This window comes from Luteimonas composti (genome assembly GCF_042678665.1).
GTDB lineage: Bacteria > Pseudomonadota > Gammaproteobacteria > Xanthomonadales > Xanthomonadaceae > Luteimonas > Luteimonas composti.
This window is the reverse complement of record NZ_JBHTKU010000002.1, coordinates 238,943-265,200: the sequence shown is the minus strand read 5'-3', so window position 1 is coordinate 265,200 and position 26,258 is coordinate 238,943. Positions and strand designations below refer to the sequence as shown.

23 protein-coding genes are annotated in these 26,258 nt (G+C 70.7%); 15 read left to right on the top strand and 8 right to left on the bottom strand.

Annotated elements, in window-relative coordinates:
- Window positions 1-78: 78 nt before the first annotated feature.
- Window positions 79-2,880 carry a TonB-dependent receptor gene (locus ACFQ2D_RS05860; RefSeq protein ID WP_280943827.1) on the top strand — a complete coding sequence of 934 codons (2,802 nt, stop codon included), beginning with the start codon at window positions 79-81 and terminating at the stop codon, window positions 2,878-2,880.
- Window positions 2,881-3,017: 137 nt separating this feature from the next.
- On the top strand, window positions 3,018-5,336 hold the full coding sequence (locus ACFQ2D_RS05855) for a beta-N-acetylhexosaminidase (RefSeq protein WP_280943826.1): 2,319 nt from the start codon (window positions 3,018-3,020) through the stop codon (window positions 5,334-5,336).
- 69 nt (window positions 5,337-5,405) lie between these two features.
- Here ACFQ2D_RS05855 and ACFQ2D_RS05850 read toward each other — a convergent pair whose 3' ends face one another.
- On the bottom strand, window positions 5,406-5,834 hold the full coding sequence (locus ACFQ2D_RS05850) for a VanZ family protein (RefSeq protein WP_280943825.1): 429 nt from the start codon (window positions 5,832-5,834) through the stop codon (window positions 5,406-5,408).
- Complete coding sequence (locus ACFQ2D_RS05845; protein WP_280943824.1) at window positions 5,831-7,009, bottom strand: class I SAM-dependent methyltransferase; 1,179 nt, start codon at window positions 7,007-7,009, stop codon at window positions 5,831-5,833. Before ACFQ2D_RS05845 ends, ACFQ2D_RS05850 begins: the two co-directional genes overlap by 4 nt.
- A gap of 53 nt (window positions 7,010-7,062) precedes the next feature.
- Between ACFQ2D_RS05845 and ACFQ2D_RS05840 the strand changes: the two genes are divergently transcribed.
- Window positions 7,063-7,800: a pteridine reductase gene (locus tag ACFQ2D_RS05840; RefSeq protein WP_280943823.1), complete on the top strand. Its 738-nt coding sequence runs from the start codon at window positions 7,063-7,065 to the stop codon at window positions 7,798-7,800.
- Window positions 7,801-7,820: 20 nt separating this feature from the next.
- Here ACFQ2D_RS05840 and ACFQ2D_RS05835 read toward each other — a convergent pair whose 3' ends face one another.
- The 6 genes from ACFQ2D_RS05835 to tsaD all read right to left on the bottom strand — a co-directional run bounded on the left by ACFQ2D_RS05835 (window position 7,821) and on the right by tsaD (window position 13,399).
- Window positions 7,821-8,654, bottom strand: coding sequence for a DUF6159 family protein (locus tag ACFQ2D_RS05835; RefSeq protein ID WP_280943822.1), 834 nt, complete (start codon window positions 8,652-8,654; stop codon window positions 7,821-7,823).
- Window positions 8,655-8,771: 117 nt separating this feature from the next.
- The gene (locus ACFQ2D_RS05830) at window positions 8,772-10,118 is read right to left on the bottom strand and encodes a Gfo/Idh/MocA family protein (RefSeq protein WP_280943821.1); all 1,347 of its coding nucleotides are present in this window, start codon (window positions 10,116-10,118) and stop codon (window positions 8,772-8,774) included.
- 21 nt (window positions 10,119-10,139) lie between these two features.
- Window positions 10,140-10,625 (bottom strand): 2-amino-4-hydroxy-6-hydroxymethyldihydropteridine diphosphokinase, encoded by a 486-nt coding sequence (gene folK / locus ACFQ2D_RS05825; RefSeq protein ID WP_280943820.1) that lies wholly within the window; start codon window positions 10,623-10,625, stop codon window positions 10,140-10,142.
- A gap of 66 nt (window positions 10,626-10,691) precedes the next feature.
- Complete coding sequence (locus ACFQ2D_RS05820; RefSeq protein ID WP_280943819.1) at window positions 10,692-11,957, bottom strand: mechanosensitive ion channel family protein; 1,266 nt, start codon at window positions 11,955-11,957, stop codon at window positions 10,692-10,694.
- A 24-nt stretch (window positions 11,958-11,981) separates the two neighbouring features.
- Window positions 11,982-12,338: a dihydroneopterin aldolase gene (gene folB / locus ACFQ2D_RS05815; RefSeq protein WP_280943818.1), complete on the bottom strand. Its 357-nt coding sequence runs from the start codon at window positions 12,336-12,338 to the stop codon at window positions 11,982-11,984.
- A gap of 23 nt (window positions 12,339-12,361) precedes the next feature.
- A complete protein-coding gene (gene tsaD / locus ACFQ2D_RS05810; RefSeq protein ID WP_280943817.1) occupies window positions 12,362-13,399 on the bottom strand; it encodes a tRNA (adenosine(37)-N6)-threonylcarbamoyltransferase complex transferase subunit TsaD in 1,038 nt (345 codons plus the stop codon).
- 144 nt (window positions 13,400-13,543) lie between these two features.
- Between tsaD and rpsU the strand changes: the two genes are divergently transcribed.
- The 12 genes from rpsU (at window position 13,544) to ACFQ2D_RS05750 (ending at window position 25,928) form a co-directional block, all read left to right on the top strand.
- On the top strand, window positions 13,544-13,759 hold the full coding sequence (rpsU, locus tag ACFQ2D_RS05805; protein WP_047138278.1) for a 30S ribosomal protein S21: 216 nt from the start codon (window positions 13,544-13,546) through the stop codon (window positions 13,757-13,759).
- Between the two features lie 112 nt (window positions 13,760-13,871).
- A complete protein-coding gene (locus tag ACFQ2D_RS05800; protein ID WP_280943816.1) occupies window positions 13,872-14,318 on the top strand; it encodes a GatB/YqeY domain-containing protein in 447 nt (148 codons plus the stop codon).
- 84 nt (window positions 14,319-14,402) lie between these two features.
- The gene (locus tag ACFQ2D_RS05795) at window positions 14,403-14,909 is read left to right on the top strand and encodes a GNAT family N-acetyltransferase (RefSeq protein WP_280943815.1); all 507 of its coding nucleotides are present in this window, start codon (window positions 14,403-14,405) and stop codon (window positions 14,907-14,909) included.
- A gap of 59 nt (window positions 14,910-14,968) precedes the next feature.
- Window positions 14,969-16,141 carry an acyltransferase family protein gene (locus tag ACFQ2D_RS05790; RefSeq protein ID WP_280943814.1) on the top strand — a complete coding sequence of 391 codons (1,173 nt, stop codon included), beginning with the start codon at window positions 14,969-14,971 and terminating at the stop codon, window positions 16,139-16,141.
- 44 nt (window positions 16,142-16,185) lie between these two features.
- Window positions 16,186-17,310, top strand: coding sequence for a serine hydrolase (locus ACFQ2D_RS05785; protein ID WP_280943813.1), 1,125 nt, complete (start codon window positions 16,186-16,188; stop codon window positions 17,308-17,310).
- Between the two features lie 5 nt (window positions 17,311-17,315).
- Window positions 17,316-18,404 carry a serine hydrolase gene (locus ACFQ2D_RS05780; protein ID WP_280943812.1) on the top strand — a complete coding sequence of 363 codons (1,089 nt, stop codon included), beginning with the start codon at window positions 17,316-17,318 and terminating at the stop codon, window positions 18,402-18,404.
- Window positions 18,405-18,440: 36 nt separating this feature from the next.
- Window positions 18,441-19,331, top strand: coding sequence for a YihY/virulence factor BrkB family protein (locus ACFQ2D_RS05775; RefSeq protein WP_280943811.1), 891 nt, complete (start codon window positions 18,441-18,443; stop codon window positions 19,329-19,331).
- Between the two features lie 94 nt (window positions 19,332-19,425).
- The gene (gene dnaG, locus ACFQ2D_RS05770; protein WP_280943810.1) at window positions 19,426-21,144 is read left to right on the top strand and encodes a DNA primase; all 1,719 of its coding nucleotides are present in this window, start codon (window positions 19,426-19,428) and stop codon (window positions 21,142-21,144) included.
- 99 nt (window positions 21,145-21,243) lie between these two features.
- Window positions 21,244-22,596: a hypothetical protein gene (locus ACFQ2D_RS05765; RefSeq protein ID WP_280943809.1), complete on the top strand. Its 1,353-nt coding sequence runs from the start codon at window positions 21,244-21,246 to the stop codon at window positions 22,594-22,596.
- Between the two features lie 94 nt (window positions 22,597-22,690).
- Window positions 22,691-23,125, top strand: a complete 435-nt coding sequence (locus ACFQ2D_RS05760; RefSeq protein ID WP_280943808.1) for a hypothetical protein — start codon at window positions 22,691-22,693, stop codon at window positions 23,123-23,125.
- A gap of 95 nt (window positions 23,126-23,220) precedes the next feature.
- Entirely contained in the window at window positions 23,221-25,191 is a 1,971-nt protein-coding gene (locus ACFQ2D_RS05755) for a S9 family peptidase (RefSeq protein ID WP_280943807.1), read from the top strand.
- A gap of 206 nt (window positions 25,192-25,397) precedes the next feature.
- Window positions 25,398-25,928: a hypothetical protein gene (locus tag ACFQ2D_RS05750; RefSeq protein ID WP_280943806.1), complete on the top strand. Its 531-nt coding sequence runs from the start codon at window positions 25,398-25,400 to the stop codon at window positions 25,926-25,928.
- Window positions 25,929-26,258 lie beyond the last annotated feature (330 nt).

Here is a 26,258-nt window from a genome sequence, read left to right as displayed (position 1 = left end):
GGACGCAGTCCACCGCCACGGGCCGCCGGAGACCCCCGCCGGCCACAGCCTCAGCCATCTTCGAAGGGAGAGATCGCCATGAAGTACCGCACTTCCATGCTGTCGGCCGCCATCGCCGTGTGCCTCGGGGTCACCGCGCAGGCCAGCGCGCAGGACACCCGCTCCAGTTCCGACGAGGCGACCGACCTCGACCGCATCGTCGTCACCGGCATCCGCGCCAGCCTGCAGCAGGCGCTGGACACCAAGCGCAACGCGGACGCGATCGTCGACGTGGTCACCGCCGAGGACGTGGGCAAGTTCCCGTCGACCAACGTGGCCGAGGCGATCACCATGATCCCGGGCGTCACCATCGACCGCCTGTTCGGCCAGGGCGAGCGCGTGAGCATCCTCGGCACCGACCCGGCGCTCAACCGCACCCTGCTCAACGGCCAGTCGGTGGCATCGGCCGACTGGTTCATCCTCGACCACCCCAGCCGCACCTTCAACTATTCGCTGCTCGCGCCGCAGATCGTCGGCAAGGTGACGGTGTACAAGTCGCCCGAGGCGCACATCGACGAAGGCTCGATCGGCGGCACCGTGATCGTGGAGACGCGCCGCCCGCTCGACCTGGAGGACGGCCTGGTGGTGGGCGGCCAGCTCGGCTACCTGTACAACGACCGCGACGAGGACGGCAAGCCGCAGGGCTCGCTGATGCTGGGCTGGAAGAACGCCGGCGGCACCTTCGGCGTCATCGCCTCGGCGCAGCGCCTGGACGAAACCATCCGCCGCGACGGCATCGAGGCCTACGGCAGCGTCTCCGCACGCGACTACCGCGATGGCCAGGGCGGCGGCGGCTCGGTCAACAATCCGCCGGCGGACTGGTCGCAGCCACCCAACCCGGACGGCTCGCAGCCCACCCTGCCGCCATCCTGCGTGGGCGCCTGCGCCGCCACCCTCGAGGCCAACCTCGACGCGCGCGGACCGAACTCGCTCAGCGCCTCGTTCTTCGAGCAGCAGCGCGAGCGCAACAGCTACTCGCTGGCGCTTCAGTTCCAGCCGGTCGAACAGCTCGACCTGGAGTTCAACGCGCTCAAGATCGACGCCAGCTACGACAACATCAACCAGTCGATGTTCGCTTTCATGGGCAACGCGTGGAACAGCCTGATGCGGCTGACCGACGTGACCATCGAGGATGGCGTGATCACCCGCGGCACCTTCCGCAACGCGCTGTCGGTGTTCGACCTGCAGAACCGCAAGTCGACGGTGGAGACCGAATCCTACGACCTGAAGGCCAGGTGGAGCGGCGAGCGCTGGTTCGCCTCGGCCCACGTCGGCACCACCGAAGCCACCGGCGGCACCGACCAGCAGGTGTTCGGCGAGTTCCTCAACTGGGCCGACTACAGCTACGACATCAGCGCCGCGCCCTCCCAGCCGGGCCGCCTGACCTACCACGGGGCCAATCCCTTCACCGATCCGTCCGCGTTCCGCATGGACGGAGGCTGGGGCGCCGATCCCACCCAGCCGCCGCCGTCGTGGAACCCCGGCTGGGGCGGCAACATCGTGTTCAAGCCGACCTGGGACGAGGAGACCTACGGCCAACTCGACTTCGGCATCGAACTCGACTCGCCGGTGTACCTGCTGCGCTTCGGCGCCAAGCGCCGCGAGCACGAGACCGAGCAGAAGATGGGCGGCGTCTCGCTGGCCTCGGTCGCCGGCTACGGCGACGCCACCGCCGACATGTTCAACCCGCAGCGCGTGCCGGGGAACTACCTGAGCGGTTTCTCCGGCTACGGCGACCTGTCCAACCGCTTCACCATCGACGGCTGGGCGCTGGCCGACTACATCCTCAGCGGCGACTGGCTGGCGCCGTGGCAGACCATGCCCGAACCCAGCACCTTCAACGACCCCTCGTTCGCGGCCAACACCTGGCGCATTGTCGAGGACATCAATGCCGCCTACGTGCAAGCCGACTTCAGCTGGAACGGCCTGCGCGGCAACATCGGCCTGCGCCACGTGCAGACCGAGACCGAGAGCCACAGCTGGCAGTGCGTGCGCACCGACGCGCCGCCGCCCTGCCCGGCGGATGGCTACGCGCCGGCGGTGGTGTCGAAGAAGTACAACAACACCCTGCCCAACCTCAATGTGGCCTACGACCTGGGTAGCGACGCGGTGTTGCGCTTCTCGGCAGCCAAGGTGATCGCACGGCCCAACTACAGCGACATGTCGAGCTACCTGTGGCTGGGCGACCAGACCTTGACCGGCGGCGGCGGCAACCCCGAACTCGATCCCTACGAGTCGACCAACCTCGACCTCTCCGCGGAGTGGTACTTCAGCGAGGACGCGATCCTGGCCGGCACGGTGTTCTACAAGGACGTCGACAACTACATCCTCACCACCACCCGCCCCGAGCAGCACTTCAACCAGTCGCGCAACGAGGTCACGACCTACGAAGTGGCGCGGCCCGACAACGCCGGCACCGCGAAGATCCAGGGCTTCAGCGTGGCTTGGCAGCAGCAGATCGCCGCCGGCTTCGGCATCATCGCCAACTACACCTACGCCGACGCCGAATCCAGCTCCGGCGACCCGATGCCGTACAACTCCGAGAACCAGATCAACATCAGCCCGTACTTCGAGAACGAGCGCTTCAGCGCGCGCCTCAGCACCTCCTGGCGCTCGGAGTACTTCACCAATGTCGATCGCGGCGACAACCTGTGGGTGCGTCCGTATACGTCGATGGACCTGTCGCTGGGCTACCGCTTCAACGACAGCGTCAGCCTCAACTTCGACGCGATGAACCTGCTCGACGAGGCCTACCACAGCTATGCCGATACCGAGCGCCTGACCCGCGGCGTGTACCGCTCGGGCCGCCGCTTCCTGACCACCCTGCGCGTCCAGTTCTGACGGCACTCCCGCACGACGCCGTCCTCCCGGTGGGCCCGGATGTGTCCGGGCCCATTTTTTCCGGAACCCTGGAACGCCTGCGAAGGCCGGCATCCCGGCCTGTGCCGCGAGCAGGATTCTTTCGACGAGGAACCCCGATGCGAACGATCGCCACCCCGCGCCCGCTGTTCACCGCCCTGTGCTGCCTGCTGCTTGCCGCCTGCAGCGGCCACGCCGGGTCCGCGGGCGAGACCACGGCCGAGGTCGTGGCGCTACCTGCGCTGATTCCGGCGCCGGCATCGCTGCAGCCGGCGGAAGGGAGCTTCCGCTTCGACGGCGATACGCGACTGCACGCGGGCGACCCGGCGGCGCGCCGCGTGGCCGCTTCGTTCGCGCGGATGGTGCAGGCGAGCAACGGCATCGCGCCGGCGCTGGCTGACGGCGGCGAGGGTGGCGTCCGTTTCGAGATCGACCCGGCCGTATCGCCGGACGCGCCGGAAGGCTACCTGCTGGAGGTGGCCGCCGGCGGCGTGCGCGTGGCCGCCAGCGACGAGCGCGGCTTGTTCTACGGCGCGGTCACGCTATGGCAACTGCTGTCGCCGGCGGCCGGTGATGCCCGCACCCCCGCGCTGCGCATCGAAGACGCGCCGCGCTTCGCGTGGCGCGGCCTGATGCTGGACTCGGCGCGCCACTTCCAGTCGGTCGACGAGATCAAGCAACTGCTCGACGCGATGGCGCGGCACAAGCTCAATGTCTTCCACTGGCACCTGACCGACGACCAGGGCTGGCGCATCGAGATCCCGAAGTACCCGCGGCTGATGGACGTCGCCGCCTGTCGCATTCCGGCCGGCGACGCGGGCCGCGATCCGGCCACCGGCGAACCGCGCCCCTACTGCGGCTACTACACCCGGGCGCAGATCCGCGAGATCGTCGCCTACGCCGCGCAGCGCCACATCACCGTGGTGCCCGAGTTCGACATGCCCGGCCACGTGCAGGCGGTGGTGGCGGCGTATCCGCAGTATGGCTCGCTGGGCGATACGCCGCCGGTGTCGAACGAATGGGGCGTGCACCAGTACCTGTTCAACGTCGACGAGGACACGTTCGCGTTCATCGAGGACGTGCTGGACGAGATCATGGCGCTGTTCCCTTCGACGTACATCCACGTCGGCGGCGACGAGGCGGTCAAGGACCAGTGGGAGGCGTCGCCACGCGTCCAGGCGCGCATGCGCGAACTCGGCATCGCCGACGAGACCGCGCTGCAGAGCTGGTTCATCAAGCGCGTCGCGCGCTACCTCGAGGGCAAGGGCCGGCGCCTGCTCGGCTGGGACGAGATCCTCGACGGCGGGCTCGCGCCGCAGGCCACGGTGATGTCATGGCGCGGCATCGAGGGCGGCATCGCCGCCGCGCGCGCGGGGCACGACGTGGTGATGGCGCCGGTCGACAGGCTGTACCTGGACTACCTGCAGACCGGTTCGGCCAACGAGCCGCCGGGCCGGCCCAGCCAGGTGACGTTGCGCGACGTCTACGACTTCGAGCCGGTGCCGGAAGTGCTCGACCCCGCGCGGCGACGCCACATCCTCGGGCTGCAGGCCAACCTCTGGACCGAACACCTGCGCACCTGGGACCGCATGCAGCACGCCTACTTCCCGCGCGTGGCCGCGCTGGCCGAAACCGCCTGGTCGCCGGCCGACCGCAGGAACTATGCGGATTTCCTGGCGCGATTGCCCGCCCAGCTTGCGCGCTACCGCGCGTTCGGCATCGCCCATGCGCAGACGCCGTTCGAGGTGTTGGGCGAAGCGGCGCCGGGCGGCGACGCCGGCAAGGTGCAGGTCGCGCTGGAGAACCCGCTCGGCTACGCGGTGCGCTACACGCTCGACGGCAGCGACCCGGGCGCGGACGCGCCGCTGTACGAGACGCCGCTGCAGCTGCCGATGCCAGTCGAGATCCGCGCGGCCGCCTTCCACGGAACCGAGCGGCTGGGCCCGGTGGCGCGGCTTGCGTACAGCGCGTCCAGCCTGCGCGTGCGTACCGATGAACAGCTCGCGACCTGCGCGGAGAGCGGCCGCCTGCTCCTGCGGCTGGAGGACGACGGCCCGGTGGACGGCGAGCGCGCCCTGTTCAATGTCACCATCTTCCGGCCCTGCTGGCGCTGGCCGGACGCGGAACTGGGCGCAGCCAGCGCACTGAAGGTACGGCTGGGGCGGATTCCCTACTTCTTCCAGCTGGCGCACGACGAACCCAACCGGCGCTATGCGCCCGCGCAGACTGCGCATGGCGAACTGCTGGTGCATGCGGGCGGCTGCGACGGCGAACCGATCGCGCGCCATCCGCTGCCCGCCCAGCCCGGCGAAGACGGCTTCGTCGAGCTGGAGATTCCCCTGGCGCAGCCGGGCCGCGGCGACCTGTGCATCACGCCCAGCGGCGATACGCGGCCGACGATGTGGGTGCTCGATCGGGTCGAGCTGCTGCCACGCTGAGCGGCGGGGGCGCGCCTGTCCCCGCCGGTTGCGCGGACGGGGATCGGCCGGGCGCGTCCCGAGCCGCGGTCAGGCGCGCGGCTCGCCGCGCCAGCCGTCGATCCGCAGCAGCAGGTCGCGCAGCGGCGTCAGGCGGGTGCCGAGGCCGGCGATGACGCCCAGCGTATTGGCCAGCGCATCGCGCGTGTCGGCCATTCGGTCCACCGTCAGCGCGCCCTGCGCGTATTCGATGCCGATGCCCAGCAGCACCAGCCCCAGCCCCGCGCCCAGCAGCGCCGGCCAGTTGCGGAACAGCTGCACCGCACTGGCCGCAAGGGCGAAGTAGCCGAGGAAATGCGACCACTTGTCGCTGCCGTCGAAATCCGGCATCGGGGGCGGCGGCATCATCGACAGCACCACCACGCCCGCGATCGCCAGCGTCCACAGCGCCACCCAGAAGCGCGGATGGCGCAGCGGCTTGAGCGAACGTCCGGGCCGGTAGCGCGGACGGCCGCTCACAGGCGGAAGCTCAGGTCGCCGAACACGAATGCCTGTTCCAGCGGCACGTCGCGCGCGAAGCCCATGGCCTGGAACCGCTCCCCCATCCCGCCCGGCACGGTGAGCAGCTTGGCCTGCTGGCGCAAGGCGTAGCGCGCCGCCTCGTCCGCCGCGCGCGCTTCGTGCGCCGCCAGGCGCTGTTCCAGGCCGTTGCCGATCAGGAAGCTGGCCTGCGAACAGTAGCCCGCGAGGTCGAAGCCCGCGCCGGTGCCCGCCTCGGCCAGCGCGGTGAAATCCACCGATGCGGTGATGTCCTGCAGCCCGACGCGCGCGAACACATCCTCGACCACGCGATGCCGGTGGAACGCCCGCAGGGTGCCGTCGCGGCGGCGCGGGTCGTAGTACTCGCGGCGTGGATGGCCGTAGTCCACGAACAGCAGCGCGCCGGTGCGCATGCCTCCCGCGACCGCCTGCAGCCAGTAGGGCAGCTGCGGCAGCAGCTCGGCGCGGTGGCCGTCGGCGAAGGGGCCCTCGAGCTGGCTTTCGACATGGCGCACGGCTGCCGACAGCAGCGCGTCGGCGGGACGGTCGATGCGGCGGAAGCCATTGCCGTCGCAGGCCACGTGTTCCTCGAACACCTCTCCCCCCTGGAGCGCGAAGCGCGGCGTGGGCAGGGCGTCGAGCACCTCGTTGGCGAACAGCACGCCGTTCCAGTCGTCCGGCATCGGACCGTCCAGCCACTCCACGCGCGCGAATGCCGGTGCCGGCAGCGCCTGCGCAAGGTGCGCGCGCTGGCGTTCGCGCAGGTCCGCGCTGGGCTCGAGGATGGCGTAACGGGCCGGCATCGAGTCGAGTTCGAGCAGATGTGCGATGGCGTCGGCGGCGAAGCGACCGCTGCCCGCGCCGATCTCGAGGAAACGCGCCTCCGGCCCGCAGGCCTGCAGCGCGGGCGCGAGCGCCTGCGCCACGCATTCGGCGAACAGCGACCCCAGCTCCGGGGCGGTCACGAAGTCGCCGGCGGCACCGAACTTGGTCGCGCCCGCGCTGTAATAGCCGAGCCCGGGGGCGTACAGCGCCAGCTCCATGAAACGCCAGAACGGGATCGCCCCACCCGCGGCCGCGATCTGCTCGCGGATCAGGGCCTGCAGATGCGCGCTGTGGGCCTGCGCATCGTCGGAGAGCGGGAAATCGGACATCGGCGGCGTCTACGGCGACAATGCGACAGGATACCGGCAATCGGGAGTACGCCATGGCCAGCCCGTCCCCCGTCGCCCTCGTCACCGGCGGCGCGCGCCGCCTGGGTGCGGCCATCGTGCGGCGGCTGCATGCCGCCGGCTACCGTGTCGCCGTGCACTGCCGCAGTTCCGCCGCGGAGGCCGCCACGCTGTGCGCGGAACTGGAGGCGTTGCGGGCCGACAGCACGGCGGTGCTGGCGGCCGACCTCGCCCGCTTCGACGCCCTGCCCGAACTCGTGGCCCACACGGTCGGCCGCTTCGGCCGGCTCGACGCGCTGGTCAACAACGCCGCGGTCTTCTTCCCCACGCCCGCCGGCACGGTGACCCCGGCGCAGTGGGACACGCTGATGGCCACCAACCTGCGCGCGCCGCTGTTCCTGTCGCAGGCGGCCGCGCCGCACCTCAAGGCCAGCGGCGGCGCCATCCTCAACATCAGCGATGTGTATGCGCGCCAGCCCCGTCCCGACCTGCTGGCCTACGCCGTCAGCAAGGGCGGCCTGGAGGTGATGACCCGCGCCCTGTCCGCGGCGCTGGCGCCGGAGGTGCGGGTGAACGCGATCGCGCCCGGCGCCATCCTGTGGCCGGAAGACGCGTCCGACCCGGCGCTGCAGGCGCGGATCCTGTCGCGCACCGCGCTGGGCCGGGTCGGCGAGGTCGACGAGATCGCCGAGACCGCGCTGTGGCTGCTGCGCGACGCGGGCTACACCACCGGTTCGGTGATCGCGGTGGACGGCGGGCGGACGCCGCTGTAGCGACGCCCGCCCGGTGCGGGTCAGCGGCCCGGCAGGAAGGCCTGCTCCAGCCCGGCGTCGCGGAACGCCGGCGGCGTTTCATGCGAGACCGCGTAGCGGTACAGCGCCGCGGAGTAGATGCCGCTCAGCGCCGCCTGGTAGACGCCCGCCAGCAGCACCACCAGCAGGAACAGCGCGCCCACCATGATCGCCAGCGCCACCGACACCTGCGCCGCCAGCAGCGCGGCGCCCGCGCCCACCAGCACCAGGGCGAAGGTGATCAGCCCGAACGCGGCGCCGATGCCGACCTGCCCGACCGCGTTCTCGCCCCAGGTGCGCTTGAGCAGCGTCGCGCTCTGCTTGAGCGCGTCGATCGGCCCGACGTCGCGGGTCACCAGCACCGGCACGACCAGGAAGGTGGCCAGGGTCCAGGCCGCGCCAAGCCCGCTGCCCACCAGGCGTACGACGAAGTTGTTGTCCTTGCGCTTGAGCGACTGCAGCAGCACGCCGACGGTCGCCGCGATGGCCGCGTAGCCGAGGATCGCGGGCAGTCGCGCGCGCGCGGCGCGGAAGCCGTCGGCCAGGGTGGGGTCGCCGCCCTCGAGCCGGATCATCGCCGCGCCGACCAGGGCGCAGTTGAAGAAGATCATCACGCTGTACTGGACGAAATAGAACAGGAAGGCGAACACCGCCCCGCCCACGCCGAAGCCGTCGGCGAAGATCCGCAGCGCGAACATCGGCAGCAGGAAGGTCGCCAGCACCACCACGGTGGCGATGCCGGAGATGACGGGGAACAGCATCAGCTCCTTGTCCGAGCGCAACACCGACGCGCTGGCCTTGACCAGATCCCAACTGCGCGCAACCTTGTCGAACATCGCCTTGCCTCCGTGGTGGACCACCAGACTGCCGCCGCGCCCGCGCGCCGGCAATTGACGGTTGTCACCACCAGACGGGGACGGCGCCGGGGATGTGACGGCGCCGCGGGACCGTCCTCAGTAGCGTCCGTCCAGGGCGAACACCGGCGCGCGGCCGCGCCAGGCGCCTTCGCTGAAGTCCGGGAACTCGAGCGTGCGGCTGCCGTCGGCGATCGAGGCCTCCGACAGCGGGGTGATCGCGCTCCAGGCCACCGCGTCGTAGATGTCGATCGGCATCGGTGCGCCGGCCTTGAGCGCCTCGACGAAGGCGTGGACGACGAAGAAGTCCATGCCGCCGTGGCCGCCCCCAGCCGCGCGCTCGCCCAGCCGCTGCCACAGCGGATGGTCGTGGCGCTCCAGCCAGGCCTGGGCCGGCTCCCACTGGTGCGGCTGCGGGCTCCTGCCCTCCAGGTAGATCGACTGGTTGAGGTCCATCCAGATCCCGCCTGTGCCCTGCACCCGGAAGCCCAGCGAGTACGGCCGCGGCAGCGAAGTGTCGTGGGTGAGCAGGATGGTCTGGCCCTGCTCGCAGCCGATCTGGGTGGTCACCACGTCGCCCAGCGCGAATTCCACCGCGGCGTTGGGATGATCCGGCCCGCCCTGCGCCACCACGTACTCGTGCAGGCCGCGCGCCTGGCTGGCGTGGCTGGTCAGGCGCGTGAAGCGGTTGCCGCGGTGGATGTCGAGCCACTGCGCGCAGGGGCCGATGCCGTGGCTGGGATAGAGCTCGCCATTGCGGCGCACCGAATGCGGCGTGCGCCACTTCGCCTCCGACCAGCCGCGTTCGCCGAACTCGGCGCCGCCGCCATAGGGCTTGCCCGGCTCGCCGGAATTGAACTTCACCGCGCGCAGGTCGTGCTCGTAGCCGCCCTGGACGTGCACCAGTTCGCCGAACAGGCCCTGGCGCACCATCTGCAGCACGGCCAGCACGTCGCGCCGGTAGCAGACGTTCTCCAGCAGCATGTAGGGCGTGCCGGTGCGCTGCTGCGCGCGCAGCACGTCCCAGTGGTCCTGCAGGGTGATGCCGGCGACCACTTCGCAGCCCACCGCCACCTTCGCCTCCATCGCCGCGATCGCCTGGGGCGCATGCAGCTCCCACGGCGTGGCGATCAGCACGGCGTCCAGCCGCGCCCGCGCCAGCATGTCGCGCCAGGCGTCCACGCTGCCGGTGTAGACCTGCGGCGCGCGGCGGCCGGCGGTGGACAGCTGCGCGAGCGCGCGATCGAGCATGTAGCGCTCGATGTCGCAGATCGCCGCGATGTCGACGCCGTCCTGCTTGAGCAGCTCCGACAGCAGCACCTGGCCGCGCATGCCGGTGCCGATCAGGCCCACCCGCAGGCGTTCGCGCGGGCGGCCCAGGGCGCCGATCCAGGGCGCGGCGGCCAGCAGGGCGGTCGAGGACTTGAGCAGTTGCCTGCGCTTCACGAATACCTCCGGGGGGGCGGATCAGTCCAGGGCGACCACGTCGAACGCGGTCGCGCGGTCGGGGTGCGCCTGCCACAGCTCGGCCAGCGACCGCCCCAGCACGGGATGCAGGAGCGCCGGCGCGATTTCCGCCAGCGGCTTGAGCACGAAGGCGTGGCGCAGTTCGCCGCGCGGGATGCACAGGTGCCCGGGGCCCTCGAGCACGAGGTCGTCGTAGAGCACGATGTCGATGTCGAGCGTGCGGTCGCCGTACCGGGGGCCGCTGCGGTCGCGGCCATTGGCGTCCTCCAGCGCATGCAGCCAGTCGTTGAGGGCCTGCGGCGACAGGTCGGTGCGCACGGCCGCGGCGGCGTTGACGAAGGCCGGGCCGTCGAAGCCGACGGCGGGAAAACGCCAGGCCGTGGACAGCGCCACGTCGCCGAACCGCGCGCGCAGGGCCGCCACCGCGATACGCAGGTAGCGCTCGGGTTCCAGGTTGCTGCCGAGGCTGAGGTAGGCGGTGTGCATGCGGCGCTCCAGGGGGCGCCTATGATCGCGCACCGCGTGCGCCGCGGCGAGCGCCAGCGGGCGGACTCAGCCCGCCGCCTGCGGCGGCTCGACCCGCTGCAGGCGCAGATCCAGCGGCGCGTCGCCCAGGGTCTGGAACACGCGCAGGCCGAACTCGGGCAGGATCGCCAGCAGGTGGTCGAAGATGTCCGCCTGGATGCCCTCGTAGAACGCCCAGCGCACGTCGCTGCTGAAGCAGTAGATCTCCAGCGGCAGGCCCTCGGCGGTGGGCTGCAGCTGGCGCACCAGCAGGGTCATGTCCTGGTGGATGCCGGGATGGTGGCGCAGGTACTGCTCGACGTAGGCGCGGAAGGTTCCGAGGTTGGTGACCCGGCGGCGGTTGACCGGCTCGGCGCCGCGCTCGGCCAGGGTCGCGTTCCACTCGCGGATTTCGGCCGCCTTGCGGTCGAGGTAGCCGTCGATCAGCACGAAGCGGCGCATCCGCGCCACCTCGTCCTCGTCCAGGAAGCGCACCGAGCGCTGGTCGAGGTACAGCGCGCGCTTGATCCGGCGCCCGCCCGACTCGCTCATCCCGCGCCAGTTCTTGAACGAGTCGCTGATCAGCTTCTTGGTCGGGACGGTGGTAATGGTCTTGTCCCAGTTCTGCACGGTCACGGTGTGCAGGGCGATGTCGATCACGTCGCCGTCGGCGTTCTGCGAGGGCATCTCGATCCAGTCGCCGATGCGTACGCGGCCGTCGTTGCTGATCTGCACGCTGGCCACCAGCGACAGGATGGTGTCCTGGAAGATCAGCATCAGCACCGCCGTCATCGCGCCCAGGCCGGTGAGGATGTGCAGGAACTGCGCGCCGATCAGGGTGGCCACGATCGAGATCGCCACCAGCGCGAACATGACGATCTTGGCCACCTGCAGGTAGCCCTTGATCGGCTTGTTGCGTGCGTCCGGGCGCCGCTCGTAGACCTGGTTGACCAGGTCGATCGCGCGCGACAGCGCCAGCGCGATGGTCAGCACGATGAAGGCCTGGCACAGCGCGCGCACCACCGCCACCACCTGCGGCGGCAGGTCCGGCACCATCGGGATGCCGGCCGCGATCACCATCGCCGGCACCACGTTGGCCAGGCGCGGGATCACGCGCAGGCGCACCTCGCCGCCGCTGGCCGCGTCGCGGGCGGTGGTGGCCGCCAGCGCGCGCTGGATGCCGCGCAGCAGGACGCGCTTGGTCAGCCAGTTGGCCAGCCACGCCGCCAGCAGCAGCGCCGCGATGGCCAGGCCCGTGTATGCCCATGGGTACGGCGCGAGCGCCGCCTGCAGTCTCTCCAGCTGTGCCTGCAAAACTTCCTTCCTCTGTCGTTCGCGTTACTTCGCGCGGCTGCGCTCGATGACGACGCCGACCGCGCGCGCGCCGCGCACCGCGCCCGGCTTGCTCAGCTTGAGGCGCAGCCAGTCGACCCCGAACTCGTCGATCACGATCTGCGCGCAGCGCTCGGCCAACGTCTCCACCAGGCCGAAGTCCGACTGCCTGACGTATTCGATCAGGCGCTTGCTCACCGCCTTGTAGTTGAGCGTGTCGGCAATGTCGTCGCTGGCGGCGGGCACGCGGTTGTCGAAACCCATTTCCAGGTCGCACACCAGGGTCTGGCGGATCCGCCGCTCCCAGTCGTAGATGCCGATGAGGGCGTCGATCTCGAGCGCCTCGATGAAAACCTTGTCCATGCGCCCATCCTAACCGGCGCGACTCAGGCGGCCGTCGCCACCGGCGCGAGCGTGGCCATGTCCCAGCGCGGCGTCACGTGCACCGCGGGGCCATCGTGCTGGCCGGCGGCCAGGCGCAGCGCGCCTGCGAAGGCGATCATCGCGCCGTTGTCGGTGCACAGCGCCGGCCGCGGGAAGCAGGCGCGGCCGCCGCGCGCGGCCGCCATCTCCTGCAGGCGGGCGCGCAGGCGGCGATTGGCGCCGACGCCGCCGGACACCACGATCACGTCGCTGCCGGCCGCGTCCAGCGCGCGCTGGCACTTGATCGCCAGGGTCTCGACCACCGCGTCCTCGAAGCCGCGGGCGATGTCGGCGCGGGTCTGGTCGGACCGGTCGGACTGCTGCCAGGCCAGCAGCACCTGGGTCTTGAGCCCGCTGAAGCTGAAGTCCAGGCCCGGACGATCGGTCATCGGCCGCGAGAAGCGGTACGCGCCCGGCCTGCCCTGCTCGGCCAGCGCGGCCAGCTGCGGCCCGCCCGGGTAGGGCAGGCCCATCAGCTTGGCGGTCTTGTCGAAGGCCTCGCCCGCGGCGTCGTCCAGGGTCTCCCCCAGCAGGCGGTAGCGGCCGATGCCGTCCACGGCCACCAGCTGGGTGTGCCCGCCCGAGACCAGCAGGGCCACGAACGGCGGCTGCGGCGGGTCGTCCTCCATCAGCGGGGCCAGTAGGTGGCCCTCCATGTGGTGCACCGCCACGGCCGGCACGTCCAGCGCCCAGGCCAGCGACCGGGCCACCCCGGCCCCGACCAGCAGCGCCCCGACCAGGCCGGGGCCCGCGGTGTAGGCCACCCCGTCGATCTCGCCAACACCCAGCCCGGCCTCGGCCAGGGTCTGGCGCACCAGCGGCAGCAGCTTGCGCACGTGGTCGCGGCTGGCCAGTTCGGGCACTACCCCGCCATACTCGGCGTGCAGGGCGATCTGGCTGTAGACCGCGTGCGCCCGCAGGCCCGCCGCGCCGGGCAGGCCGGTGTCGTAGACGGCCACGCCGGTCTCGTCGCAGCTCGATTCGATGCCCAGGACCTTCATGCGGGGGAGATGGGCGCCGGTTGCGCCGTTGCAATGCCAGCGGCTATCATACGCGGCTCCCCTGGCCGTCCGGGCCGGGAGGTGCGAGTCCTTCGCAGAGACCGGCCCGCTGTCGGCCGGACTTCCCAGACACCAGAGATTCCTATGCCCAGCGTCAAAGTCCGCGAAAACGAGCCGTTCGAGTTTGCCCTGCGCCGCTTCAAGCGCACCTGCGAGAAGGCCGGCGTCCTGGCCGAGACCCGCAAGCGCGAGTTCTACGAGAAGCCGACCCAGGAGCGCAAGCGCAAGGCGGCCGCCGCGGTGAAGCGCCAGGCGCGTCGCGTCTCGCGCGACGTCACCAAGCGCCAGCGCCTGTACTGAGCCGCGTCGCTTCGCAAGAAGCCGGCACGCGCGAGCGTCGCCGGCTTTTTGTGTTTATAGGTCCGGCCCGCCCCGGCGCGCCGTTCCCCGTCCCACCGACTGGTTGCCCCTCATGACCCTCAAGCAGCAGCTCACCGATGACATGAAGGCCGCGATGAAGGCCGGCGAGAAGGATCGCCTCGGCGTGATCCGGCTGATCAACGCCGCGATCAAGCAGAAGGAGGTCGATGAGCGCGTCGAGCTCGACGACGCCGCGGTGCTGGCCGTGCTGGAGAAGATGGTCAAGCAGCGCAAGGACTCGGTGAGCCAGTACGAGGGCGCCGGTCGCGAGGACCTGGCCGCGGTGGAGCGCGCCGAGATCGTGGTGATCGAGGCCTACCTGCCGGCCAAGCTCGGCGAGGCCGAGATCGCCGCCGCCATCGACGCGGCCATCGCCAGCACCGGCGCCAGCGGCCCGGCCGACATGGGCAAGCTGATGGGCGTGCTCAAGCCGCAGCTGGCCGGCCAGGCCGACATGGGCCTGGTGTCGAAGCTGGTCAAGCAGAAGCTGACCGGCTGAGGTCCGCGGGGCGCCGCCTGGCGTCCCGTCCCCCCCGGGGCCGCGCAGTCGCCCCGGGCCTGCGCCTGGCGCACAATCGCGGCCATGCCGCACACCCCCGACATCGTCCTGCGCCACGCGCAGGCGGCCGACGTGCCTGCCATCCTGGGCCTGATCCGCGCGCTGGCCGAGTACGAGCGCCTTGGCCACGAGGTCGAGGCCGACGAGGACGCGTTGACCGCCACGCTGTTCGGCGAACGGCCCGCCGCGGAAGTGGTGATGGCCGAGGTGGACGGCGCCACCGCCGGCTTCGCCCTGTTCTTCCACAACTATTCGACCTTCCTAGCCCGTCCCGGCCTGTATCTGGAAGACCTGTTCGTGCAGCCGGCCTACCGCGGCCTGGGCGTGGGCGCGCGACTGATGAAGCATCTCGCCCGGCTGGCGCTCGAGCGCGGCTGCGGCCGGTTCGAGTGGTCGGTGCTGGACTGGAACGCACCTGCCATCGGCTTCTACCGCCGCCTGGGCGCGGTGGGCATGGACGGCTGGACCACGCAGCGCGTCGCCGGCGAAGCCCTGCGCCGGCTGGCGGGCGAAGCCGCACAGGACCGCTGACCGGGCCGTCACGAGGCCCCTGCTGGAATCCGGGCTTTGCCGATACAGGGAGCCCCGGGATGCGCACCGACCCGGCGACCGCCGTGGTGCGCGAAACCGGCGGCACAGCCAGCAGCCTCGCACGGACCGCGAACGGACGCATTGACGCGATCGACCTGACGCGCGGCATCGCCGTGTGCCTGATGATCGTCGCCCACGGCACCAACGGGCTGATGCCCTACAGCGACTTCCCCGACTGGGGCCAGGTGCCGGTGCACGCGCTGACCAAGTTCTCCTCCTCGCTGTTCTTCATCGTGTTCGGGATGGCGCTGGCGGTCGCGTTCGTCCCGAAGTCCGGCGCGCCGGACTGGCCGCGACGCCGCAATCGCCTGCTGCGCCGCGGCCTGCTGGTGCTGCTCTGGTACAAGCTGCTGACCGTGGTGGAGCTGTGGGAGCGCGAGCCGGTACAGATCGCCGATACGCTGCTGTACCGCGACTTCCCGTCGTTCGTGGAGATCCTCGGCTTCTACGCCATCGCCCTGCTGTGGATCCCGTGGATGCTGCCGCTGTGGGCGAAGACGCCGGCCTGGCTGCGCTGGCTGAGTCCGCTGCCGGTGCTCTGGCTGTCGTGGTGGCTGCTCGGACACGCCGGCTTCGGCGGCGTGCCACAGCTGCAGGCGATCTTCGTCGAGCACCCGGACTACTACACCTGGGGACAGCTCTCGCGCCTGCCGCTGGTGCTGGCGGGCCTGCTCATCGGCGGGCTGCTGCTGCGCTGCCACGCCACCACCGCGAAGCGGCTGCTGCTGGCCGGCGGCATCGCACTCGCCGCCTGCGCGCTGCTGGCGTGGTTCGCGCTGCGCGCCGACGACCTGGACGCGGCGCTGGTCGCGATCGGCCGCAACGACGGCAAGCATCCGCCCGGCCTGCTGTTCTCGCTGTTCAGCGTGGGCGGCGCGCTGGCGCTGCTGGCGTTGTGCATCGCCGGTGGCAACCCGCTGGCGCGACTGCTGCGGCCGGTGGCCGTGGTCGGCACCGATGCGCTGATGGCGTTCATCGTGCACATCAGCGTGATCTTCCTGCTCTGGCGCAACAGCTTCGGCTGGTACCAGGCGGTGTCGTACACGCACGCGCTGCAGATGTCGTTGCTGCTGGTCGCGGCCACCGCGCTCTGGATCTGGATCTGGAAGCGCCTGCCGTTGCCGTGGCGCCAGCCTGCACGCACGCCAACCCGGCTGTCCGCCAGCGGCTGATATTCAGCGGCGATGGCGGGCGCTCACGCCAGACTCGGGCGGCGATGAAGACGCTCCCCATCCTCGCGCTGGCTGCGGCCCTGGCGGCCGCGGTCGCCGCCCCCGTCCACGCCCATCCGCAGGCCGCCCGGCAGGCGCTTCCGGTTCCCGGCTGGAGCGCTGCGCTGCAGGCCGCGCTCGAGCGGGTGGATGCGCGCCACCCCGGCGACATCGGCGTCTACGTGCGCCACCTCGACCGCGACGAATCGTTTTCCTACCGCGCCGACGAGCCCTGGTACCTCGCCTCGGGCATCAAGGTGCCGGTGGCGATCGCGGTCCTGCGCGCGGTCGCGGCGGGGACGCTGTCGCTGGACACGCGCGTGACCCTGCATGAGGACGACTACGTCGATGGCGCCGGCCCCACCAATGCCCAGCGTCCGGGCGCGCGCCTGCGCGTGTCGTGGCTGCTCGAGCAGATGATCGTGCACAGCGACAACACCGCCAGCGACCTCCTGATCCGCAGCGTGGGCATTGACCCGGTCAACGCCCTCGCCGCCGAGCTCAGCGGCGCGCCGGACCTGCGCATCACCACGCTCGCCGACGTGCGCCGGCTGGCCTACGCGCAGCTGCATCCGGCCGCCTCGCGCCTGGCCTCGGCCGACCTGCTCGCCATCCACGCCAGCGGCGCCGGGCAGGCGCGCGTGCGCACCTTCGCCCGGCGGCTGTCGCTCGCGCCGGAGCAGCTGCGCACGGACAGCCTCGATGCGGCCTTCGAAGGCTATTACGCCAGCCACGTGAACAGCGCCAGCCTGGTCGAGTACGGCCGCATGCTGGCGGCCCTGTCGGACGGCCGCGCCCTGCCGCCGGAGCAGACCGTGTACCTGCTCGACCTGATGGCGCGCGTGCAGACCGGACACCGCCGCCTGCGCGCCGGCCTTCCGCCCGGCACGCGCTTCGAACACAAGACCGGCACCCAGCACCGCCGCAGCTGCGACCTGGGCATCGCCACCGTGCCCGCGGCCGGGGGGGATGGCGTGCCTGCACGCGTCGTCATCGCCGCCTGCACCCGCGGCACCGGCACCGCCGCCGGCGAGCGTGCGCTGCGCGATGTTGCCGCAGCCATCACCGCCTCCGGGGTATTCAGGCAGGCGCCGCCGCGCCCGACCGTCTCACCTGTCCCGACCGCATGACGCACATGCCGCGACTGCTGCCCGTCATTCCGCTGCTCGCCGCCCTGGCGCTGGGCGCCTGCCGCGGCGAGCCGGACGGGCCGGTCGAGCAGCAGCAGGCCGATGCGCGGACGCCGGCCTGGGTGGACGCGCTGGACGAGGAGATCGGCCGCATCGACGCGGCCATGCCGGGCGAGTTCGGGGTTTACGTCTCGCGCTTCGGCCCGCAGGCCGGCACCCTGGATCGCGGCAACGGCCGGGCCTGGTACCTCTCGTCCACGGTCAAGGTTCCGGTGGCGGTGGCCGTGCTCGAGGCGGTGGACGCGGGCCGCATGTCGCTCGACGACGCACTGGAGCTGCGGCGCAGCGACTTCGTCGACGGGTCCGGCGACATGCTCCAGCAGGAACCGGGCAAGCGCTTCAGCCTCGCCACGCTGCTGGAGAAGTCGCTGCGCGACAGCGACAGCACCGCCACCGACATGCTGATCCGGCACCTGGGCGAGGATCACCTCAACGCCCGCATCCGGGAGTGGGTAGGCGAAGGTTTTGGCCCGCTGACCACGATCCTGCAGGTGCGCTACGACGCCTACGCCCCGCTGCACCCGGGCGTGGCGGACCTGGACAACCTGCAGATCGTGGCGCTGCGCAACGCCGAGGCCGGCGAACCGCGCCTGCAGGCGCTGGCGCAGGCGCTGGGCGTGCAGCGTTCGGAACTGCGCGCCGAGTCGATCGAGCACGCCTTCGAGGCCTATTACCAGGGCGGCAACAACTCGGCCACGCTCAGCGCGTTCGCGCGCCTGCTCGAGCGGCTGGCGGCCGGCGAACTGCTCTCCGCGGAGAGTACCGGCCTGCTGCTCTCGCACATGCGCGCGATCACCACCGGCGACCGCCGCATCGTCGCCGGGCTGCCGGAGGGCAGCGATTTCGCGCAGAAGACCGGCACCCAGCTCGGGCGCGCCTGCAATGTCGGCATCCTCGACGCCGGGCGTGGCCGCAGCGGCGCGACGGTCGTGGTCGCCTGCGCCGAACGGTTCGGGGAACTGGCCCAGGCCGAGCAGGCCTTCCAGGCGCTGGGAAGCGCACTGGCCCGGCTGGAGACCGCCCCGACGCGCTGACGCGCGGTCCACGGCGCCCGGGCGATCATCGCGGGCATGCAAAAGGCGAAGGACAGGATCGAGCAGCTGACCGGACGCTTCCAGCAGAGCCTGGCCGGCGCACTGCTGCAGCGCTTCGTCGAGGCCGGGCTGATGACCCAGGCCGCGTCGCTGGCGTTCTACGCGCTGCTGTCGCTGGCGCCGCTGCTGGTGCTGCTGCTGTGGATCACCGCCTCGCTGTACCCGCCGGCGCAGCAGTCGCTGATCGACCAGGTGGGCGAACTGGCCGGGCCGGGTTCGGCCGCCGTCGCCCAGACCGTGATCCGCAACGCCACCGACCAGCCCGACATCGGTTCCCTGGCCGGCATCTGGAGCACGATCCTGCTGTTCGTCGGCGCCACGGTCGTCTTCGCCCAGCTGCAGGGCGCGCTCAACCTGATCTTCCGCAGCGAGGCGCAGCGCTTCACCGGCCTGGTGGCCTGGCTGCGCAAGCGCGTGTTCTCGCTCGGCGTGGTGCTGGCCATCGGCTTCCTGCTGATCATCTCGATGGTGGCGACCACCGCGCTGCAGGTCGCCTTCGCGCGCCTGCCCTCGCTGCTGCCGGCCGTGGGCTACACCGTGACCTTCCTGATCTACGTGATCACCTTCGCCTTCCTCTACCACTACCTGCCCGACCGCCGCGTGGCCTGGCCGCAGGCCTTCCTGGGCGGCGCGATCACCGCCGGCCTGTTCGCGATCGGGCGCTGGGCGATCGGGCTGTACCTGGCCCAGGCCGCGCCGGGCAGCGCCTACGGCTCGATGGGCGCGCTGGTGCTGCTGCTGGTGTGGATCTACTACGGCGGGGTGGTGTTCTTCATCGGCGCGCTGCTGACCGCGGTGATCGACGAGCGGGCCAACCACCGGCCCGAGGCGGAGCGACCGCGTCCGGCGCCGGCCGGGACGCTGTAGCGCCGGTCCCGGCGCGTCGCCGCCGGACCGCGCATCCGGGGAGACGCGGACGTGGCCGCCGGCCGGAACGCGGGACGCGTCTTACACTAGCCGGATGGCCCGCATCCCCGACGCCTTCATCGATGACCTGCTCGCCAGGACGGATATCGTCGAGGTGGTCGGCGCGCGCGTGCCGCTCAAGCGCCAGGGCAAGGAGTATTCGGCGCGCTGCCCCTTCCACGACGAGCGCTCGCCCTCGTTCACGGTCTCGCCGACCAAGCAGTTCTACCACTGCTTTGGCTGCGGCGCGCACGGCACCGCGATCTCCTTCCTCATGCAGTACGAGCGGCTGGAGTTCCTCGACGCGGTCGACGAGCTCGCCCGCCAGGCCGGCATGGAGGTGCCGCGCGAGACCCAGCAGCGCAACGCCAATCCCGACACCCAGGACCTGTTCAACGCGCTCGAGGCGGCCTCGCGCTACTACCAGCGCCAGCTGGCTGGCAGCGACAGGGCCCGCGCCTACCTCGACGGCCGGGGCGTGGGCGAGGCGGTGCGCGCGCAGTTCGGCATCGGCTACGCGCCGGAGGGATTCTCGGCGCTGAAGGACGCGCTGGGCACGGACCCGCGCCGGCTGCAGCTGCTCGAGCGCGGCGGCATGCTGTCGAAGAACGACCGCGGCCACGTCTACGACAAGTTCCGCGACCGGGTGATGTTCCCCATCCTCGACCGCCGCGGCCGCGTGATCGCCTTCGGTGGGCGGGTGCTGGGCAAGGACGACGGCCCCAAGTACCTCAATTCGCCAGAGACCCCGCTGTTCCACAAGGGTCGCGAGCTCTACGGCCTGTGGCAGGTGCGCCAGGCCCACCAGAAGATCGATCGGCTGGTGGTGGTGGAAGGCTACATGGACGTGATCGCGCTGTTCGAGCACGGCGTCAGCCAGGCCGTGGCCACGCTGGGCACCGCGACCACGCCGGACCACGCCGAACTGCTGTTCCGCAACGCGCCGGACGTGTACTTCTGCTTCGACGGCGACCGCGCCGGACGCGGCGCGGCGTGGAAGGCGGTGGAATCGGTGCTGCCACGCATGCGCGACGGCCGCCAGGCTTTCTTCCTGTTCCTGCCGGAGGGCGAGGACCCGGACAGCATCGTGCGCCGCGAGGGCGCCGCCGGCTTCGATGCGCGCCTGCAGCAGGCCACGCCCCTGTCGCAGTTCTTCTTCGACACGCTGTCGGTGGGCGTGTCGCTGGGTTCGCTCGACGGCAAGGCGCGCCTGGCCGAACGCGCCAGGCCGCTGCTGGCGCAGATCCCCGACGGCGCCTTCGGCGACCTGATGCAGCAGCGACTGACCGAACTGACCGGCGTGGGCGCTCGCCAGCCGCCTGCCGAGACGCGGGCGCCCCTGCGTCGCCAGGGCAGCCAGCCGCTGGCGCCACCCAAGCGCAGCCTGGTGCGCGGCGCGATCTCGCTGCTGCTGCAGCAGCCGTCGCTGGCGCTGGACCTCGCCCCGCCGTACCGCTTCGTGGCGCTGCGCCAGCCCGGCATCGACCTGCTCACCGAACTGATCGCCCTGGTCAGCGTGCGCCCGGACATCACCACCGGTGCCCTGCTCGAGCACTTCGCCGACCGCGAGGAGGGCGCGGCCCTGCAGAAGCTGGCCAGCCAGAGCCTGCCGGGCGACGTGGCCAACTGGCGCGCCGAGTTCCAGGACGCCATCGCCCAGCTGGACCGCCAGACCCAACAGCAGCGCATCGATGAGCTGCAGGCGCGGATCGGCCAGCTCGACGTCGCCGAGAAGCAGGAGCTGCGACAGCTCCTGAGAGCGCTCGCCGGCTGAGCCCCTCGGGTCAACCCCAGCTGGGGTCGTCACGGATGTCGCCGGCGGCGCCAGCGACGCTAGGCTGCCGCAGCCCTCCATCCCTTCCAAGGTTTTCCCATGAGCGACGTCAGCAGCGCGGTCGATACGGTCAAGGATCGGCTCGACCAGGGCATCTTCGACTGGGACGTGACCCACGGCGACCTCACCGACATCAGCAAGGCGGTGGCGGACCTGTCGCCCGAGGAGCGCAACGAGCTGATCAGCGAGCTCAGCGACGACGACCTGAAGAACTGGACCCAGGAAATCGACGGCCTGCACGGCTCGCTCAGCGCGCAGGAGCGGCAGGACCTGTTCAACCAGCTGGCCGCGGGTCTGGACGGGGAGCAGCTCACACGCCTGGTGGAGGCCTTCGACGGCAGTCCTGGCGGGCTCGACGCGCTCGGCGCGGCGGTCGCCGAACATGCCTCGCCGGAGGCCAAGGTCGCGTTCGTCGAGGCGATGGCCGGCAGCATCGACGCCGCCTATTCCGCCTCGCAGGGCCGCTGGGGCAATGCCGAGACCGCGGTCGTCGGCAATGTGCTCGCCAGCCTGTCCGACGATCCGCAGGCACTGGCGCAGGCGCTGGGCGGGCTGAGCGACTCCCAGCTGCGCGACGTGATGGAGGTCGGGCTCGGCCGCACCTATATCGCCACCGCCCACAGCGCATCGACCAGCGTCGATCCGTCGGTGACAGCGGCCATCATCAGTGGCGCGGCCACGGTCGACGATCCGGCGCTGAAGGCGCGCGTGTTCGAGATCGGCTCACAGCAGATCGGTGAGATCCGCGACAACACCATCAAGCCGATTGGTGGCGACGACGCGCCCGCGGCCGCGATCACCGAGGCGCTGACCACGTTGCTCGACAGCGACACTACCGGCATCGTGCGCGGCCTGGAGACCAGCTACCGCGACGGCAAGGGCCTGACCAGCTACCTCACCGAGCAGTTGGAGAACGGCGGTGAGGCTGGACAGGAGCAGGTCGGCGAGTTCATCGCCAAGCTGCAGCGCGGCAATGACCTGTCCGAGGATCCGGCCGTGCGCTTCCAGGCGACCGACGAGAGCGGCAACTACCGCAATGCGCAGACCCTCGGCTACTTCATGGGCGGCGTCGAAGCCTCGATCAACGCGATCACCGACAACCGCGCCGACCAGGCCAACCTGGTGGCCAACGTGTTCAAGGGTGTGGTGGGCGCGGTTGGCGCGATCAATCCTGCCACCGGCGCGGCTGCCAGCGGCGTCTCCACTCTCACCGACCTGGCCGTGACCCAGGCCGCGGACAACTACAAGAACGAAGCTTCGGAGCTGCGCGACACGCTGACGTCGCTGGCCTATCCGCGCGACGCCAACGGCCAACCCTTCGAGGGCGAGCGCGCCGAGACCCCGTACGACACCGCCCTCCTGCGCGTGGTCAGCGCCAACCGCTTCGAGTGACCCTCGCCCGGCTGGTGGATCCGCGCTGCAGCGAGCGCCCGCCGCGATCGTCCCGCGGTGGATGCCCGCGTATGCTGCGGGCATGAACGCACCCATGCTCCGCCCTCTTCGCGCAGCGGCGATCGTCTGCCTGCTGGGAGCCGTCCTGGTGTCGGCCGGTTGTTCCCGGAGCCACGTCGCCATGCCCGATGCGCCTGCAAGCGCCCGCCCCTTGCCCGCCACGGGCCCCCACGAGGTGCGCACCGACCTGATGGTCGCCGACATGTACGCGCGCTACGGGGGCGAGTTCCGCGGCTTCAGCGTCCAGTCCTACCTGCTCGATGGGGCGGACTGGGCGAGCGTCGAAGCCCACTATGGCGCCGCGCTGCAAGGCTGGCGGGCGGACCCGCGCTTCGGACCGCGCAGCGGCAGGATCCAGGCCCGGACCTGGGTCGACGGGGACCGCGTGCTGGTAGTCGAGATGTTCGACGCGGAGGGCACGCCGGTGCTGCTGGTGGGCAGCAACGTCGGCGACGCAGGTGAGCGGTAGCACGTAGCGGCACCGACGTAGCTGCAGCCACGCAGCCAGCACGAAACGGCGCCGGGACGGGTTAGGCTTCGACCACCTGACCAGGAAATCCTGCCATGCGCCTGAGCTTGTCGCTGTCCATCCTCGCGCTCGCCTGTCTCCCCGCAATCGCCCAACCCGGACCCGTCGAACGCATCGAACAGGGCAACCGCGTCACCGAGAACGTCCCCGAGATCCCGGCCGAACTCATCGAGCGCCTCAACCGCTACCAGAACACCCGCGGCGCGGGAGTGGCGGGCTGGACCGGCGACGGCTGCCTGCTCATCTCCACCCGCTTCGCCGAAACCAGCCAGGTGCATCGCGTGTGCCAGCCGCTGGGCATGCGCGAGCAGGTCACCTTCTATCCCGAGCCCGTGGCCGGCGTGGCCGTGGCCCCGCCCGGCGCGCCGCGCGAAGGCTTCGTCTTCGGCAAGGACCGCGGCGGCGACGAGTTCTCGCAGCTGTACTGGTTCGACGCGCAGACGCGCGAGACCACGCTGCTCACGGACGGCAGGCGCAGCCAGAACGGCGGCACCGTGCTCAGCCGCGACGGCTCCCGCATGGCGTACAGCAGCACCTCGCGCAACGGTACCGATCGCGATATCTGGCTGCACGACCCGCGCGGCGGCGAGCCGCGCCTGCTCCTGCAGGAAGGCGGCAGCTGGAGCGCGCAGGATTTCTCGCCCGACGGCAGCCGACTGCTGGTGATGAAGTACGTCTCTGCCAACGAGTCCTACCCGGGCGAGGTGGACGTGGCGACCGGCAAGCTGCGCATGTTTCCCGTCGACGGCGGCAAGGCCGCGTTCGGCGGCCTGCGCTACGCCCCGGACGGCGAGGGCGTGTACTACGTCTCCGACGAGCCGGTGGACGGCAGGCCCAGCGAGTTCCAGACCCTGCGCCACCACCGCCCCGGCCAGGCCGGCCCGGTGCAGCTGAGCACCGCGCCCTGGGACGTGGATGCCTTCGAAATCTCCGACGACGGCCGCCACCTGGCCTATGTCACCAACGAGGACGGCATCCACCGCCTCACCGTGCTGGCCCTGCCGTCCCACAGGCCGGTGCGGCTGCCGGAGCTGCCGGTGGGCCTGATCGGCGGCCTCGAGTTCTCGCCCGATGGCAGGCAGCTGGCCGTCACCCTCAACACCGCCACCTCCCCCAGCGACGCGCACGTGATCGACCTGCGCGCCGGCCGCCTCGAGCGCTGGACGAAGAGCGAGGTCGGTGGCCTGGACACCGGCCGCTTCGTCGCGCCGAGCCTCGTGCGCTATCCCACCTTCGACAGCGTCGACGGCCAGCCGCGCACCATTCCGGCCTTCTACTACAGGCCGAGCCGGCCCGCGCCCGCGGGCGGCTTCCCGGTGGTGATCAGCATTCACGGCGGCCCCGAATCGCAGGCGCGTCCCGGCTTCAACGCCAGCACCCAGTTCCTGCTCGACGAACTGGGCGTGGCGGTGCTGGTACCCAACGTGCGCGGCTCGTCCGGCTACGGCAAGACCTGGCTGACCCTGGACAACGCCGAGAAGCGCGAGGATTCGGTCAAGGACATCGGCGCACTGCTCGACTGGATCACGCAGCAACCGGAGCTCGACGCCTCACGCGTGGGCGTGACCGGCGGCAGCTACGGCGGCTACATGGTGCTGGCCTCGCTGATGCACTACAGCGACCGCATCCGCGCCGGCATCGACATCGTCGGCATCTCCGACTTCACCACCTTCCTCACCAACACCGAGGAATACCGCCGCGACCTGCGCCGCGCCGAGTACGGCGACGAACGCGACCCGGCCATGCGCGCCGTGTTCGACCGCATCTCCCCGCTGAAGAACGCCCACCGCATCGACACCCCGCTGTTCGTCGCCCAGGGCAGGAACGACCCGCGCGTGCCCTACACCGAAGCCGAACAGATCGCCGCCGCCGTGCGCGCCAACGGCAAGCCGGTGTGGTTTTTGATGTTCAACGACGAGGGGCACGGATTCCGGAAGAAGAGCAACAGCGATTACTTCGGGGCCGCATCCGTTCTGTTCTGGCAGCGGCACCTGCTCGGCGAATAGGCGGCGAAGTCAGCGACCAGCACCCAGGATCACCATGGATAAGAACGGCTTGCCGCGTCGTCATCGCCGCGCGTGCGGAATGCGTTATGCGGTGTGGTCGCAGTCGTTATCGCTTGGCACGGCGTGCCTCGGTCACGGCGCTGGCCTAACCACTCGTTCAAGCGGAAGCCGCTTCGCGGCTCCGCTTAACTCCGGCGTCAGGCACCGTGAACAAGATTGATCGGCCTATGCTGTTGGCTGCGCTCCTGGTTGCGGCGCCGGCTGCCTTGTCGCAGGAATCCGGCCCCGTCGAGTCCATTCGGAACGCCGCGTGGGAGTTGTCCAAGGATTACTACCCCAGCAGCCCTCTCTGTGCGAAGGACGAGATCACACTGTGGACTTGCTCGGTAGGCGAGCGTGAGTACTCGCTGTGCTCGTCGCGGGTGGTCACCCGGGTAGAGGGATACATGCAGTACCGGGCGTCCAAAGCCGGCAAGGCGATGTTCACTTATCCGACAGACAAGCGCCCGCCGGTAGGCCTGTTCACCTACACCGCGTATGGCAACGGCAACGCGTCCGTCGAGTTTGCGAACGACGGCTACCGCTACAGCCTCATGGACCCCTTGAGAAGCGACTCGTCCATACTGGTCGAGGCGCCGGGTGGGAGAACCAGCGAGATCGCTTGCGGCGGGAACCAGACGCTGCAGGTCAACTACACCATGCGGCTTATGTACGAGGCGGGGCTGTGGGACAGGTAGCAGGCATGGCGCCTAGTTCGTTCGAGCCGAAGCCGCTCGGCGGCGCGGATCAATTCGAGTGCCAAGCGACGGGAGATGGGATGAAATCGTTCAGGAAGCGTGCCGGCAATTCCAACGGCAGATTGGCGAAAGGGATTGGAGCCGGCCTGGCCTTCGGCAGTGCTATCGGCTTGGCCCTGGGCAATCTTGCGGTTGGAATCGCAGTCGGTGTCGCGCTCGGAGCCGCCGTTGGAGCTCGTCGCAACAGGGCATCTTCGGTCAAGTAGGCGCGCGATACATGGATGGCTTTGCCAGGTGAACCGACACCGCAAGTGCAACAGCTCCGGGAGC